The sequence below is a fragment of the Citreicella sp. C3M06 genome (assembly GCF_018860705.1).
In the GTDB taxonomy this organism is placed as follows: Bacteria; Pseudomonadota; Alphaproteobacteria; order Rhodobacterales; family Rhodobacteraceae; genus Salipiger.
Window position 1 is genome coordinate 59,201 of the sequence record NZ_JAHKQA010000056.1, and the last position, 13,110, is coordinate 72,310.

The window sequence follows — 13,110 nt, forward strand, 5'->3', positions numbered from 1 at the left end:
CTGTGTAGGCTCAAGCCGTGGGGACACAACGCGATATTTGATCTTATGACAGACGGGACGCCAGCGGTCTTCATCGTGGATGATGACCAAGACATTCGCACGTCACTGACCCGGGCGCTTGGGCAGCGTGGTTTCGAGGTCAGTGCCTACGCCTCGGCACAGGCGTTTCTCGACGCTTACGATGGCGAAACGGCTGCCTGCCTCGTGCTCGATTACGGCATGCCGGGGATGAACGGGCTCGAGCTTCAGGCGCGGCTGAACGCCAATGGTAGCCCGCTTGCGGTGATCTTCATCACCGGCCACGGCGGCGTGCCGGAATCCGTGCAGGCGATGCGCGCAGGCGCGGTGGATTTCCTTGAAAAACCGTTCCGGCAGTCGACCTTGGTCGAGCGGATCAAGGCGGCGCAGCAGATCGCTGCGGACAAGCAGGCGGCGCTTGTCCGCCGGCGCGATCTTGCTACGCGGTTCGGGCGACTTACCGCGCGCGAGGAAGAGATCGTCGAGCGTATGGTCGCCAATCCGGCCGAAGTGTCGAGCAAGGAAATCGGCAATGCGCTGGGCATCAGCCCGCGCACCGTCGACCATCATCGCGCCCGCATTCTGGAAAAACTTGAAATCCGCTCGCTGGTCGAACTGGTCGATCTTGTCTCAAAGCTGAAAGCTCCGGCCGGCTAGTCGGCGCTGTGCACCTGCGCGGGGGTGCTGCGCGCCTCGCCGGAATTGCCCCATGGCGCAAATCGCCTAGCTTTCGTGCAAAGATATGGAGCACGATATGGGTTACCTCAAGGACGGCCAGTGGCAGGACCGCTGGGATTACACCAGCAAGGACGGCAGCTTCGAGCGCTGGACCACGGAGTTCCGCGACTGGATCACGCCGGATGGCAGCGCTGGCCCGGACGGCGCCAAGGGCTATCCCGCCGAGGCCGGGCGCTATCATCTTTATGTCAGCTATGCCTGCCCATGGGCGCACCGCACGCTGATCTTCCGCGCGCTGAAGGGGCTTGAAGACCTGATCGACGTCAGCGTCGTGCACCCCGAGATGCTGTCGAACGGCTGGAGCTTTGGCAGCGATTTTCCCGGCGCGACCGGGGATCGGCTGCACGGGCTGACACATCTGCGCGACGTCTATCTCAAGGTGAATCCCAGAATGTCGGGCCGCGTCACGGTGCCGGTGCTGTGGGATCGCGCCAGCGAGACCATTGTGTCGAACGAAAGCGCCGAGATCATCCGCATGTTCAATTCGGCCTTTGACGGGCTGACCGGAAACATCGACGATTACTGGCCTGAAGACCTGCGCGGCGATATCGAAACCATCAACGCCCGTGTCTACGACACGGTGAACAACGGCGTCTACAAGGCCGGGTTCGCCACCACGCAAAAGGCCTATGACGCGGCGGTCGGTCCGCTGTTCGACTCGCTCGACTGGCTCGAAGACATCCTGTCGCGGCAACGCTACCTTGCCGGCGGGCGCATCACCGAGGCGGACTGGCGATTGTTCACCACGCTGATCCGGTTCGACAAGATCTACGAGTGCCATTTCAAGTGCAACAAGGCGCGGATCGTCGATTATCCCAACCTGTGGGCCTATACCCGCGAGCTGTATCAATGGCCCGGCGTGGCAAAGACCGTGGCGTTCGACCACATCTGCCGCCACTATTACCACAGCCATGACATGATCAATCCGTACCGCATCGTGCCGGTCGGCCCGAAGCTTGATCTTGCGGCCCCGCATGGGCGCGAAGCGCTTTAGGTCAGGCCGGCACCCTGCCGTAATGCTCGACCATGGCTGCAAGGTCCGACGGCGCTGTGGCGATCGGCAGGAAGGCGCAGGCATTGGCGCAATGCCGGAAGATCGAGCCATCGGAAAAGAACGAGGTGTTGGTGACAAAGATCACCCGCGCCTCGGGGCGCCGGTAGCTGGCGAAATCCGCAACCGCCAAGGCGCTGCCCTCTTCCAGAACGAGGTCGAGCACGATCACCTGTGGATTGAGTTCCAGCAGAAGCTCGGTCGCGCTATCCTGCGAATGGGCAATGTGCACCTCGCCGCCAAGCCGTTCCAAGTGCAGCCGCCATAGTGTTGACAGTTCCTTGCTGCTTTCCACGATCAGTATACGCACTGTCACCGCCTCCGCCACCCGTCGAACTGCATTGGAACAGTTTTCGACCTTAGTTCTAAACAAATCTTTAACGCCCGTCGAGATCGCAGGACCAAACCAAGAACGTAGGCGGTCTCCCGCTTGTTGCGCTTCGGGGGATGCTTGCTAGTGTGGCCGAAGGTTTTTGGACGAGGGCGACATGCGGGCTGTGCACTTCTCGATTGGACTGTCGCTGCTGAGCGCGACCATGGCGCCGGCGCAGCAGGCCCCGTGCGGCGGGGATTTTTCGGCCTTTGTCGGCCAGTTGGCGCAGGATGGCGTGGCGCGCGGCCATGATCCCGCCACGGTTCAGCGGTTTCTGTCAGATGTGCGCCAAGACCCCGCGGTGCTGCAACGCGACCGCGGGCAGGGCATCTTTCAGACGCCCTTCATCGAATTTTCGCGCAAGTTGATCAGCCAGGACCGGCTTGACCGGGGCCGCAGGCTGGCCCAGCAATATGACGGCGTCTTTTCTCAGATCGAGCGCAACTATGGCATCGCGCGCGGCGTGCTTCTGGCATTCTGGGCGTTCGAGACCGATTTCGGCGCCTTTCAGGGCGATTTCAACACGTTGAACGCGCTGGTCACGCTGGCCCATGATTGCCGCCGCCCCGAGATTTTCCGCCCGCAGATCTTTGCCGCGCTCGAGCTGTACGAGCAGGGCGCTTTCGATCCGGCCACCACAACCGGGGCCTGGGCCGGAGAAATCGGGCAGGTTCAGATGCTGCCGCGCGACATTCTGGAAAACGGCGTCGATGGCGATGGCGACGGGCAGGTGCGGCTCAAGACCTCGGCGCCCGATGCGTTGATGTCGGGGGCAAAGATGCTGGCGGGGCTGGGCTGGCGTCATGGCGAGCCATGGCTCGAAGAGGTGGAGCTGCCAGAGGGCATGGATTGGGCGCTGAGCGGGCTGGAAACCACGCGCACCGTGGCGGAGTGGGAACGGCTCGGGGTGCGGGCCCGCGATGGGGCGCTGGATGACGGGCGGCTCGAAGCGTCGATCCTGCTGCCGCAGGGCAAGGGCGGGCCAAGCTTTATCGCCTACCCGAACTTCCGCGTCTATTTTGAATGGAATCAAAGCTTTACCTATGTCATGACCGCCGCCTATTTCGCCACGCGGCTCGAAGGCGCCCCGGTGTATGAGGCTGGAACCCCTGCGCCCGGCCTGTCTGGCGAGCAGATGCAGGCGCTGCAACGGGCCTTGCAGGCACGCGGCTACGATGTCGGGGAGATTGACGGCATCCTCGGCGCGGGAACCCGCGCAGCGGTGCGTGACGTGCAGGCGCGGCTGGGGCTGGCCGCTGACGGCTGGCCAACGCAGGAGCTGCTGAACCGACTCTGAGGGCGGGGAACATGCGCGCCGCTTCGCGGTTGTCCCCGCATGATACGCGATTTCGTTCTTCCAGCGGCGCTTTTGTCGCTTGCCCAGCTGACCTTTTGCCACGGCGCGCAAAAGGCGGGCGAGCCTGCGGCCAACGTCATCCCCGCCGAGATGCGCGGCCGCTGGGGCATCACCCGCGCCGATTGTGATGTGACGCAGGGGGATAACAGCGGGGCAATGCTGGTGTCGTCCGAAATGCTGGGCTTTCCCGAGTTCCGCGCAAGGCTGGCGACCATCGACGAAGCCACCCCGCAGCGGTTCTCTGCCAGCTATACGGTCACCGGCGCGGGTGAGCGTGCCATGACCCTGAGCCTGTCAAGCGATGGCCAGACCCTGACCCGCATCGAGACCGATCCCGATGCGGAGTCGGTTTCGAGCCGATACCGGCGGTGCGACTGATCAGCCGGGAATGATCTCGAATTTCAGCACATCGACCATGCCGCGATCGGTGATCTTCAGCGACGGGATCACCGGCAGGGCAAGGAACGCGAGCTGAAGGAACGGCTCTTCGAGCGTCACACCAAGGCTGCGGGCGGCGGCACGCAGGTCGACCAGCCGGTCGCGCACCGCCTCGAACGGCTCAAGGCTCATCAGCCCGGCCACCGGCAGCGCCAGTTCCGCCAGCACCGCGCCATCCTTGACCACGACGAACCCGCCTTCGATCTGTGACAGCCGGTTGGCGGCCACCGCCATGTCGGCATAGTCGATGCCGACGCAGGCGATGTTGTGGTGATCGTGACAGACGGTCGAGGCGATGGCCCCCGCCTTCAGGCCGAAGCCCTTGACGAAACCGGTCGCGACATTGCCGTTCTTGCCATGGCGCTCTGCGACCGCGATGCGGACCAGATCGCGCGCCGGATCGGGGCGCTTGTCGCCATCGACGATGGCGATCGTCTCATGCAGGTGATCGGTGAGAATCTGGCCTTCGCGGATGCCGATCACATCGGTCTCTTCGCGGTTGCCGCCGGCGCGGAACTGTTCGGCGCGCAGCGGCGGGGCCTTGACCGATTGGCGCCCAACCGGGGCCACGGTTTCCCGGCCCGCAAAGGCAGCCTCGTCCACCACGCGCCCCGCCGCCAGCACAAGCTGCGCATGGCAGGTTTCAAGACTGTCCACCGCCACGATATCGGCGCGCTTGCCGGGCGCGATGATGCCGCGATCCTTCAGGCCAAAGGCTTCGGCGGCCGACAGGGTCGCGGCGCGATAGGCGGCCAGCGGCGGCGTTCCCAGCGCGATCATCGTGCGGATCATGTAATCGAGATGCCCGTGCTCGCCGATGTCCAGCGGATTGCGGTCATCGGTGCACAGGCACATATAGGGTGAGGTCCGCTCGGTCAGCAGCGGTTGCAGCGCGTGCATGTCCTTGGACACAGACCCTTCGCGGATCAGCACCCGCATCCCCTTACGCAGCTTTTCAAGCGCCTCTTCGGCGCTGGTCGCCTCGTGTTCGGTGCGGATTCCGGCGGCGATATAGGCGTTGAGATCACGCCCCGATAGCAGCGGGCAATGGCCGTCGATATGGCCACCCTCGAACAGCGCCAGCTTTTCCATCGCCTGAGGATCGCGAAAGATCACGCCGGGGTAATTCATGAATTCCGCCAGCCCGATGCCCGAGGGGTGGCCCATCAGTGGCTTCAGATCCGCCGCCAGAAGCTCGGCCCCGGCGGTTTCCATATGGGTCGAGGGCACGCAGGAGGACAGCTGCACGCGGATATCCATCAGCGTGTGACGGCTGGCCTGCTGGAAATAGCGGATGCCGGCGGCGCCGATCACGTTGGCGATCTCGTGCGGGTCGCAAATGGCGGTGGTGATGCCGCGCGGCGTCACGCAGCGATCGAATTCAAACGGGGTGACCAGACTGCTTTCGATGTGCAGATGCGTGTCGATGAAGCCGGGCACGAGGGTCAGGCCGCTGACGTCGATCACCTGCGTGGCGTCGTAATGGTCGAGCGTGCCGACGATAGTATCACCGCAAATCGCAACATCGCCGTCCAGCAACTCTCCGGTGACAAGGTCAAGCAGCTTGCCGCCGCGCAAGACGATATCCGCGGGGGCGTCGCCGCGCCCTTGGGCAATCCGTTTTTCCAGCTCCGCCATGATGTGTCTCCTGTCGTTTGCGCGATCTAAACACAGCCTCGGGGCAGGCGCGAGGGGGTGCCGGTGCGAGCTTGAAGCGATTTGACGACGCCGGGACGAGAGGCCAGCCGCCAGCCGCGCAGCGCCACACGCTGGCGGCGATGCGGTCACATGAGGCGGGGCTGCTCTAACTCAGGCCCATTTCGCCAGTGGCGGCAGGCTCATCAGAACCGCGTCAGGGTCGTGCCCGGTGGCCAGCCCGAATTTGGTGCCCCGGTCGTAGACGAGGTTGTATTCGGCATAGAGCCCGCGATGGACCAGCTGCGCGTCCTTGTCCGCCTCGGTAAACGCCTGCGTGCGGCGGGTTTCAACGAGGGGAACATAGGCGGGCAGAAACGCGCGCCCGATGTCCTGGGTCAGGGCGAAATCGGTCTCCCAATCGCCGGTGTTGCGGTCGTCCATGAACACCCCGCCAACCCCGCGCGCCCGCTTGCGGTGCGGGATGTAGAAATACTCATCCGCCCAAGCCTTCAGCGCCGGATACAGATCCGCGCCATGCGGATCGAGATGGGCCTTTTGCGTCGCGTGAAAATGCGCCGTGTCGGCGTCATACTCAAGGCAGGGGTTCAGATCAGAGCCGCCGCCGAACCACCATGCGTTCGGGGTCCAGAACATGCGCGTGTTCATGTGAACCGCGGGCACATGCGGGTTGCGCATATGGGCGACAAGGGAAATGCCGCTGGCCCAGAACCGCGGATCGCTTTCGATTCCGGGCACGCCGCGCGCTGCCATGGATTTCTGAGCGGCGCTGCCGAGCGTGCCATAGACCGTGGACACGTTGACACCGACCTTTTCGAACACTCGCCCGCCGCGCATCACGCTCATCAGCCCGCCGCCCGCGTCGGAGCCGTCATCGGCGCTGCGCACCGTCGGGGTCACGTCAAAGCGGCCGGGCGGCAGATCTGCGAAGGGCCCATCGGCGTGGCTGTCTTCGAGCCCTTCGAAGGCGGTGACGATGTCGTCACGCAGCCTGCGAAACCAGCCCGAGGCACGGGCCTTTCGCTCGGTGAAATCGTCGGTCATGGCGCGGCTCCCTTTTTGGCCGGTGATAGCGCCGCACCGGGCGCGAGGCAATCAATGCGCGGGGGCAGACACCGGATCGAGCAGGGTGCGCCCGCCATCCACGGTCAGGATCTGCCCGGTCATGAAGCCAGAGCCGTCGGAGGCCAGAAACTGCACCGCTTCGGCCAGCGCGCCGGGCGCCGCGATGCGGCCCAGCGGCGTGTGGGCCTCGATCTCGCGGCGATAGTCGGGGTGCGCCTTCAGCCGGTCCTTGAGGCTGGCCGACATCACCGAGCCGACGCCCAGCCCGTTGACCCGGATGCGATGCGGTGCCAGTTCCACCGCCAGCGAGCGGGTCATCTGGTCAAGCGCGGCGCAGCTGATCGAATAGGCCATCAGCTGCTTTTGCGTCCGGCAGGCCGCGATCGAGGACAGGTTGACGATGGTCCCGACCTCGCGGTCGTCGCTGCCTTCGCCCTGCTTGATCATGCGCTTTGCAACGATCTGGCTGAGCCGCAGCGCCGGGGTCAGATTCTGGCCCAGCAGGGTCTCGACCGAGGTATCGTCAAGGTCGAGCGGGTCGTTGGGCAGCATCTGGCGCGCGCCGTTCACCAGAATATCGACGCGGTCGAAGGCGTCGAGCGTGGCAGAGAGCAGGTTTGCCAGCGTCAGCTTTTCGCGCAGGTCGCCGGCAAAATAGACCATGTTCTCGGTCTCTTGGCCGCATTCCTTGGCGAGGCGGCTTTCATCCATGTCGGCGAACATCACGTTCGCGCCCTTGTTGGCGAAATGCCGGGCGATGGCGAGGCCGATGCCGTTTGCGGCACCGGTGACGATGGCGGTCTTGCCTTCGATCGAATAGCTCATGGGGCGGTCCTGACTAGGGTGTGCAGCGAAAAGGTTAACGCTGCTCAGGCCTTCGGGCGATAGCCATGAAGGATCTTGAAGCGCGCATCGCCCGCGATTTCTTCGGAATGCCTGAAATCTGCCTCGAGCTGAGGCTCGTAGGGCAGGTGGCGGTTGGCCACCAGCCACAGGCTGCCCGAGGGTTTCAGAATCCGACGGGCGGCGGTGATGAAGGCACGGCCAAGCGCGGGGTCGGGTTTGCGGCCAATGTGGAAGGGCGGGTTCATCACCACGGCGTCAAGCCGCGCGGGCGCTTTCCAGTCCAACGCATCGGCCCAGTGAAACTGGGCACGCGGGTCGCTGACATTGCGTCGGGCGCAATCCAGCGCGCTGTGGTCGGCTTCGACAAGATGCAGCGTGGTGACGCTGTCGCGCGACAGGATGCCGGCAGCTAGGCCGCCCCAGCCGGCACCAAGATCCGCCACCTGCGCGCCAAGCTTGGCAGGCAGGACAGACAGCAGCAGCTCTGAACCCGGATCGGGCGCCTCAGCGGAAAACACGCCGGGCGCGGTCCACATGCCGTTGCCGTTCTGCACCGGGCCATGCGCCCAGTCGGCAAAGGCGTCGCTGCTGTTGAACCAGAAGCACTTGCCATGCGCCTTCGACACCTGCCCGGCGATCGGGCTGCGCGCCTTGATCGCCTTGAGCAGCGGTTCGATCCCGTCAGTCTTTGGCCCGTCGACAACAATCATGCCGGAGGGCACGGCGGCGCAGGCTTCGGCAATGCGCTGTTCGGTCAGCTCGCGGGCGCGGGCGGGATAGACCACGGCGGCGGCAAATTCCCCCTCGGGGGCCAGCGCGACCGCCACGCCGCGCCGCGCCCATGCGGCGTGATCGGGGGCAAAGCGCTGCACCACGGTGCAGCGGGTCAACGGCAACGCGGATGCGTCAAGCTCTCCGGGCGCGCCCAGAAGCAGGATACGGCCGTCTTCGGGCAGGGTCATCCCTGCCTCGGCGGCGAAGCTAAGTCTGTCGGCTGTCATGCAAGGGCTGGACGGTGCCAGCCTACTCCTTTTCCATGGTGCATTGCAGCGGGTGCTGGTGCCGCCGCGCAAAATCCATCACTTGGCCCACTTTGGTTTCGGCGATCTCGTGGCTGAAAACGCCGACAACGGCGACGCCCTTCTTGTGCACGGTCAGCATGATCTCGAAAGCCTCTGCATGGGTCATGCCGAAGAACCGTTCGAGCACATGCACCACGAATTCCATCGGGGTGTAATCGTCATTCAGCAACAAAACCTTGTACAGCGGCGGGCGCTTGGTCTTCGGCTTGGTCTGCACCACGATATCGGAATCGCTGTTGCCCCCATCGTCATCGAAGGGCGTGTTGGCAAGGCGGAAGGGGCTCTCCGTGATGGTGTGGGGCATCTCGGTCACTCGGCTCGCGATCAGGCGCGCCAGACCATCTGGCGCTTTGCGGTGTTGGGGTCGAAGCGCTTATATATAGCGATGCGCCCCTGAGGGAAAGAGCGCAACAAGGAGTGTCTTCATATGGCCACAAATTTGCAAACAATTGGTTTCGACGCGGATGACACGCTTTGGCACAACGAGCGCTTCTTCAAGCTGACGCAGGAGCATTTCGCCGAGCTGCTCAAGGATCATGCCGACACCACCGATCTTGACGCACGGCTACTGGCGGCAGAGCGACGCAACATCGGGCATTACGGCTTTGGGGTGAAGGGCTTTGTGCTGTCGATGATCGAGACCGCCATCGAGGTGACCGAAGGGCGGGTGCCCGGCACGGTGATTTCCCAGATCATGCTGGCGGGGCAGGACATGCTGGCCCACCCGATCGAGCTGCTGCCCCATGTCGAAGAGACGATCGAGGCGCTTGCCCCCGCGCATCATCTCGTGCTGATCACCAAGGGCGATCTGCTGCATCAGGAGCGCAAGCTGGCGCAATCGGGGCTGGGCAACTGGTTCGACGCGGTGCAGATCGTGTCGGACAAGACCCCGGACACCTATGCCCGCATCTTCGCGGATACCCCCGGCGGGCCGGAGGGGGCGATGATGGTCGGCAATTCGATGAAATCCGACGTCCTGCCGGCGATCGAGGTCGGCGCATGGGGCGTCCATGTCCCGCATGAGCTGGTGTGGGGGCTGGAACTGGCCGAGGCGCCGGACCATGCACGCTTTGTCGATCTGCCCGATCTGGGCGGCTTGCCGGGGCTTGTTTCACGGATTCGCGAGGGTGGCTAAAGGTGATTTGAGCAGCGTGCCTTAATCTCGCCACAATCGCTTTTCTGGGGGAAGGGGCGCCGAAACTCCCCATATATAGCGATGCAATTGACGTAAAAACCGACCCGGATCAAATGATTGCAGGCTTTCTTTAAAGCAATCTCCGTGCTACGCTCACAGACAATCAAAACAGACTGTTCACCGGGATCAACCCGGGAACCCGAGGCAGAAAAGAGGCAGATACCGTGACGGGACGGCACAGGCATTCGCCGGGCCGAGCAGGCCTTCATTTGTTCATGCTCATCTGGTGCTTGGCGATGGCACCAGCGCTTGCATTCGCAGCACCCTATGCGGGCTATGTGATGGATGCGCGCACCGGTGAAACACTTCACAGCGAAAACGCGGATACGCCGTTACACCCGGCGTCTCTGACCAAGATGATGACCCTGTACATCACCTTCGAGGCGGTGCAGCACGGCGAAATCACCATGGACGATTACGTCACGGTGTCGCGCAATGCCGCGGCGGAACCGCCCTCGAAGCTAGGGCTGCGGCAGGGGCAGAAGATCAAGCTGCGCTATCTGGTGCGGGCAGCGGCGATCAAGTCGGCGAATGACGCGGCGACCGCGATCGGCGAACATATCGCGGGTTCGGAAGATGCCTTTGCGGCGCGGATGACCCGGACGGCGCGGGCGCTTGGCATGTCCAAGACCACTTTCAAGAACGCCCATGGCCTGACCCTTGCCGGGCACCTGTCGACGGCGCATGATATGGCGATCCTCGGGCGGCACATGGTCTATGACTATCCGCAGTATTACAACCTGTTCTCGCGCATCTCGGAAGACGCGGGCATCCGTCAGGTGTCCAACACCAACCGGCGTTTCCTTGCCTCTTACAAGGGGGCCGATGGCATCAAGACCGGCTACACCAATGCGGCGGGCTTCAACCTCGTGGCCTCGGCGCAGCGCGGCGATACGCGGATTATCACCGTGGTCTTTGGCGGGCGCTCCACCGCGTCGCGCAATGCACGGGTGGTCGAGCTTCTGGATTACGGTTTCAGCAAGGCCAAGAAACGCGTGGCGCTGAACAAGCCGGCCTTGCCGCCCTACATGGGCAACAAGAACCTTGGAAACGTCTTCATCGCCGAAAGCGCCAACCCCGATCCCGAGGGTGCGCGCGGCAAGACCATCCGCGTCGTGGCCGCCGCGCCGACCCGCTCGCTGCGTCCGCAATCGCGCGCCGGTGCCAAGGGCGCCGATGTTGCGCCGCTGGTCGCCTCGGTTGAAGGCGATATCGAAACGGTGCTGGCTGCGGTTCAATCCGCCCAGCCGGTGGTGGCGCAGATCGTCGCGACCGATGTGGCCCCCGAGGCCTCGGCCAAGCCGGTCCGCCGCCCTGCGGATCTGACAGGTGTGCAGCTTGCCAGCGTCGGCGGTGGCGCGGGCGCGGTTGTCAGCGATGCGGCCTCGACGCCCGAGCAGGAGGTGGTCACGCGGCTGTCCACCTCTGGCGGGCATCACTGGGGCATCAACGTCGGGCGCTACGGCAACAAGTACGAGGCCGAGAAGGTGCTGCTGAAGACCTCGTTGATGGAAAGCTCTACGCTGGACGGCTCGCTGCGCAAGGTCGTGGGGCGCGGGGGCGGCTATGATGCCAACTTCGTCGGCATGACGCGCGAAATGGCCGACCTTGCCTGTCGCCGTCTTCAGGCGCGTCAGGTGACCTGCTTCATGATGGGGCCAAGTTCCTGACCTGATTGCCGCGGACCGGGAGAAGCAGACATCCCGGCCGTATCCTCCAGAGACCTGAATGCCCCCGGTTCTCTCTCCGGGGGCTTTTTCCTTTTTGGGAACCCGGTGGGCGGGCCGGGGGTTGATCGGGCAAAAGGAGATTGCCCATGTCGATTCACCTGCCCAACCGCAATGCGCTTCCCAGCTTTCCCGGAAATCGTGCGCCGTCGCGGCGCGAGCGGCTGGCGCCGCTGGCCTATGCTGGCGGGCTGCTGGCCATCGGCGCGGCGCTGCTGGTCGCCAAGCCGCGCATCGGCAATGTGCCTGCCTCGATGCTGTCGAAAGATGCACCAAAGGGCAGCCGCTGGCGCAGGGCGGCGCAGGTGGGGCGCGACGGGGCGAGCACCTTTGCGCCGACCAACGTCACCGATTCCATCGGCCGCTCGCTGATGATCGGCGGCGCGGCACTGGTGATCGCGCGCCTGCTCGACGAGGCCGTCGGCAAGCGCTGAGAGCTATCCCAGCGCCGGTTCCTGCCGGTATTTGTCGAGCATGGCCGGGTCGACACTGACCCCGAGGCCCGGCCCCGTGGGCACATGTACGCGCCCGGCATGCACGGGGAACGGATCTGTCAGGATGTCTTCGACGGCGTAATAGCGCGACATGTAGAATTCGCAGTCCAGACGCAATTCCGGCAGCGCCGCCATCAGATGCGCGCCCGCCGCATGGGCCAGCCCGGTTTCGAACATGCAGCCACCATAGACCTCGATCCCCGCCGCGCGGGCAACAGCCCCGACCTCGAGCGCGCGGCGGATGCCCCCGGCTTTGTAGACCTTGAGCGAGTAGATATCCGCCATGCGGATCTGTACGCCATACAGCGCCTCGCGCAGGCCGAACACCGACTCGTCGGCCATGATCGGCGTGTCGATGATATGGGTGATATGCGCCAGCGCCTCGCGTTCGTGCATCTTGACGGGCTGCTCGACAAAGGTCGGGTGAAACGCTTCAAGATCGCGGATATGGCGCACCGCATCAAACGCGGTCAGACCCTGATTGTAATCGATGCGCAGGTCGGCCTCGAACCCGTAGGTCTCGCGCAGTTTTTCCAGCCGCATCAGGTCGAAATCATGGCCGCGAAACCCGGTCTTGATCTTGAAGATCCGCACGCCGTCGGCCCACATTTCGGCGACGTCTTCCAGATCCTTGCCGAAATCCGGGTTGGCGACGGAAAAGCTAAGCCCCATGCTCTCGCGCATCCGGCCGCCCACCAGTTCCGACACCGACAGGCCACAGATCTTGCCGGCAAGATCCAGCAGCGCCATTTCCAGCGCCGCCTTGGCCTCGGGGTGGCCGACGATGGCGGACTCGGCGGTTTTCATCAGCGGTTCGACCTGTACCGGGTCGGCGCCGATGATATGCGGGCGAAGATAGACATGCAGCGCGGCGACGGCGGCCTCGGCGGTGCCGGTAAAGGCGGGCCATGTCGCGGCCTCGCCCCAGCCGGTCAGGCCGGTGTCGGTGGTCAGCTGCAGAATGACGGTATGAATGCCCGCCACATCGCCGATGCCATGCGAATGCACCGCCTTGCCGGGGATCAGAATGCGGTGAACCCGCAGGCTGGTGATCTTGTGATCGCTCATTG

At 64.2% G+C, this 13,110-nt stretch carries 14 protein-coding genes; 7 read left to right on the forward strand and 7 right to left on the reverse strand.

Annotation, left to right across the window (positions count from 1 at the left end):
* Nucleotides 1-45: 45 nt before the first annotated feature.
* Nucleotides 46-675, forward strand: a complete 630-nt coding sequence (locus tag KO516_RS12965; protein ID WP_216004210.1) for a response regulator transcription factor — start codon at nt 46-48, stop codon at nt 673-675.
* A gap of 97 nt (nt 676-772) precedes the next feature.
* Nucleotides 773-1,750: a glutathione S-transferase family protein gene (locus tag KO516_RS12970; RefSeq protein ID WP_216004211.1), complete on the forward strand. Its 978-nt coding sequence runs from the start codon at nt 773-775 to the stop codon at nt 1,748-1,750.
* Nucleotide 1,751: 1 nt separating this feature from the next.
* On the opposite strand, the gene KO516_RS12975 is transcribed toward KO516_RS12970, so the two are convergent.
* The gene (locus tag KO516_RS12975; RefSeq protein ID WP_216004212.1) at nt 1,752-2,117 is read right to left on the reverse strand and encodes a response regulator; all 366 of its coding nucleotides are present in this window, start codon (nt 2,115-2,117) and stop codon (nt 1,752-1,754) included.
* A 178-nt stretch (nt 2,118-2,295) separates the two neighbouring features.
* Here KO516_RS12975 and KO516_RS12980 point away from each other — a divergent pair, with 178 nt between their 5' ends.
* Together KO516_RS12980 and KO516_RS12985 are read left to right on the forward strand one after the other, a co-directional pair.
* Nucleotides 2,296-3,477 (forward strand): lytic murein transglycosylase, encoded by a 1,182-nt coding sequence (locus KO516_RS12980; RefSeq protein WP_216004213.1) that lies wholly within the window; start codon nt 2,296-2,298, stop codon nt 3,475-3,477.
* A gap of 39 nt (nt 3,478-3,516) precedes the next feature.
* Nucleotides 3,517-3,915 carry a hypothetical protein gene (locus KO516_RS12985; protein ID WP_216004214.1) on the forward strand — a complete coding sequence of 133 codons (399 nt, stop codon included), beginning with the start codon at nt 3,517-3,519 and terminating at the stop codon, nt 3,913-3,915.
* Here the strand turns inward: KO516_RS12985 and ade are convergent, their stop codons facing one another.
* The 5 genes from ade to clpS all read right to left on the reverse strand — a co-directional run bounded on the left by ade (nt 3,916) and on the right by clpS (nt 8,928).
* Nucleotides 3,916-5,613, reverse strand: a complete 1,698-nt coding sequence (ade, locus tag KO516_RS12990) for an adenine deaminase (RefSeq protein ID WP_216004215.1) — start codon at nt 5,611-5,613, stop codon at nt 3,916-3,918.
* 171 nt (nt 5,614-5,784) lie between these two features.
* Complete coding sequence (hemF, locus tag KO516_RS12995; protein WP_216004216.1) at nt 5,785-6,675, reverse strand: oxygen-dependent coproporphyrinogen oxidase; 891 nt, start codon at nt 6,673-6,675, stop codon at nt 5,785-5,787.
* A gap of 51 nt (nt 6,676-6,726) precedes the next feature.
* The gene (locus KO516_RS13000; RefSeq protein ID WP_216004217.1) at nt 6,727-7,521 is read right to left on the reverse strand and encodes an SDR family NAD(P)-dependent oxidoreductase; all 795 of its coding nucleotides are present in this window, start codon (nt 7,519-7,521) and stop codon (nt 6,727-6,729) included.
* Nucleotides 7,522-7,565: 44 nt separating this feature from the next.
* A complete protein-coding gene (locus tag KO516_RS13005) occupies nt 7,566-8,543 on the reverse strand; it encodes a class I SAM-dependent methyltransferase (RefSeq protein ID WP_216004218.1) in 978 nt (325 codons plus the stop codon).
* Nucleotides 8,544-8,565: 22 nt separating this feature from the next.
* Nucleotides 8,566-8,928: an ATP-dependent Clp protease adapter ClpS gene (gene clpS / locus KO516_RS13010; protein WP_216004219.1), complete on the reverse strand. Its 363-nt coding sequence runs from the start codon at nt 8,926-8,928 to the stop codon at nt 8,566-8,568.
* Between the two features lie 123 nt (nt 8,929-9,051).
* Between clpS and KO516_RS13015 the strand changes: the two genes are divergently transcribed.
* The 3 genes from KO516_RS13015 to KO516_RS13025 all read left to right on the forward strand — a co-directional run bounded on the left by KO516_RS13015 (nt 9,052) and on the right by KO516_RS13025 (nt 11,980).
* Nucleotides 9,052-9,759, forward strand: coding sequence for an HAD family hydrolase (locus KO516_RS13015; protein WP_216004220.1), 708 nt, complete (start codon nt 9,052-9,054; stop codon nt 9,757-9,759).
* Nucleotides 9,760-10,055: 296 nt separating this feature from the next.
* Nucleotides 10,056-11,489, forward strand: coding sequence for a D-alanyl-D-alanine carboxypeptidase family protein (locus KO516_RS13020; RefSeq protein ID WP_371742084.1), 1,434 nt, complete (start codon nt 10,056-10,058; stop codon nt 11,487-11,489).
* 146 nt (nt 11,490-11,635) lie between these two features.
* Entirely contained in the window at nt 11,636-11,980 is a 345-nt protein-coding gene (locus KO516_RS13025) for a hypothetical protein (RefSeq protein WP_216004222.1), read from the forward strand.
* A gap of 3 nt (nt 11,981-11,983) precedes the next feature.
* Here the strand turns inward: KO516_RS13025 and KO516_RS13030 are convergent, their stop codons facing one another.
* A complete protein-coding gene (locus KO516_RS13030; RefSeq protein WP_216004223.1) occupies nt 11,984-13,108 on the reverse strand; it encodes an enolase C-terminal domain-like protein in 1,125 nt (374 codons plus the stop codon).
* Nucleotides 13,109-13,110: the final 2 nt, after the last annotated feature.

Excerpts from the sequence above, each read along its gene's own strand:
- KO516_RS12965 (WP_216004210.1), top strand. The coding sequence starts at position 46 with ATGACAGACGGGACGCCAGCGGTCTTCATCGTGGATGATGACCAAGAC.
- KO516_RS12970 (WP_216004211.1), top strand. The coding sequence starts at position 773 with ATGGGTTACCTCAAGGACGGCCAGTGGCAGGACCGCTGGGATTACACC.
- KO516_RS12980 (WP_216004213.1), top strand. The coding sequence starts at position 2,296 with ATGCGGGCTGTGCACTTCTCGATTGGACTGTCGCTGCTGAGCGCGACC.
- KO516_RS12985 (WP_216004214.1), top strand. The coding sequence starts at position 3,517 with ATGATACGCGATTTCGTTCTTCCAGCGGCGCTTTTGTCGCTTGCCCAG.
- ade (WP_216004215.1), bottom strand. The coding sequence starts at position 5,613 with ATGGCGGAGCTGGAAAAACGGATTGCCCAAGGGCGCGGCGACGCCCCC.
- hemF (WP_216004216.1), bottom strand. The coding sequence starts at position 6,675 with ATGACCGACGATTTCACCGAGCGAAAGGCCCGTGCCTCGGGCTGGTTT.
- KO516_RS13000 (WP_216004217.1), bottom strand. The coding sequence starts at position 7,521 with ATGAGCTATTCGATCGAAGGCAAGACCGCCATCGTCACCGGTGCCGCA.
- KO516_RS13005 (WP_216004218.1), bottom strand. The coding sequence starts at position 8,543 with ATGACAGCCGACAGACTTAGCTTCGCCGCCGAGGCAGGGATGACCCTG.
- clpS (WP_216004219.1), bottom strand. The coding sequence starts at position 8,928 with ATGCCCCACACCATCACGGAGAGCCCCTTCCGCCTTGCCAACACGCCC.
- KO516_RS13015 (WP_216004220.1), top strand. The coding sequence starts at position 9,052 with ATGGCCACAAATTTGCAAACAATTGGTTTCGACGCGGATGACACGCTT.
- KO516_RS13020 (WP_371742084.1), top strand. The coding sequence starts at position 10,056 with ATGGCACCAGCGCTTGCATTCGCAGCACCCTATGCGGGCTATGTGATG.
- KO516_RS13025 (WP_216004222.1), top strand. The coding sequence starts at position 11,636 with ATGTCGATTCACCTGCCCAACCGCAATGCGCTTCCCAGCTTTCCCGGA.
- KO516_RS13030 (WP_216004223.1), bottom strand. The coding sequence starts at position 13,108 with ATGAGCGATCACAAGATCACCAGCCTGCGGGTTCACCGCATTCTGATC.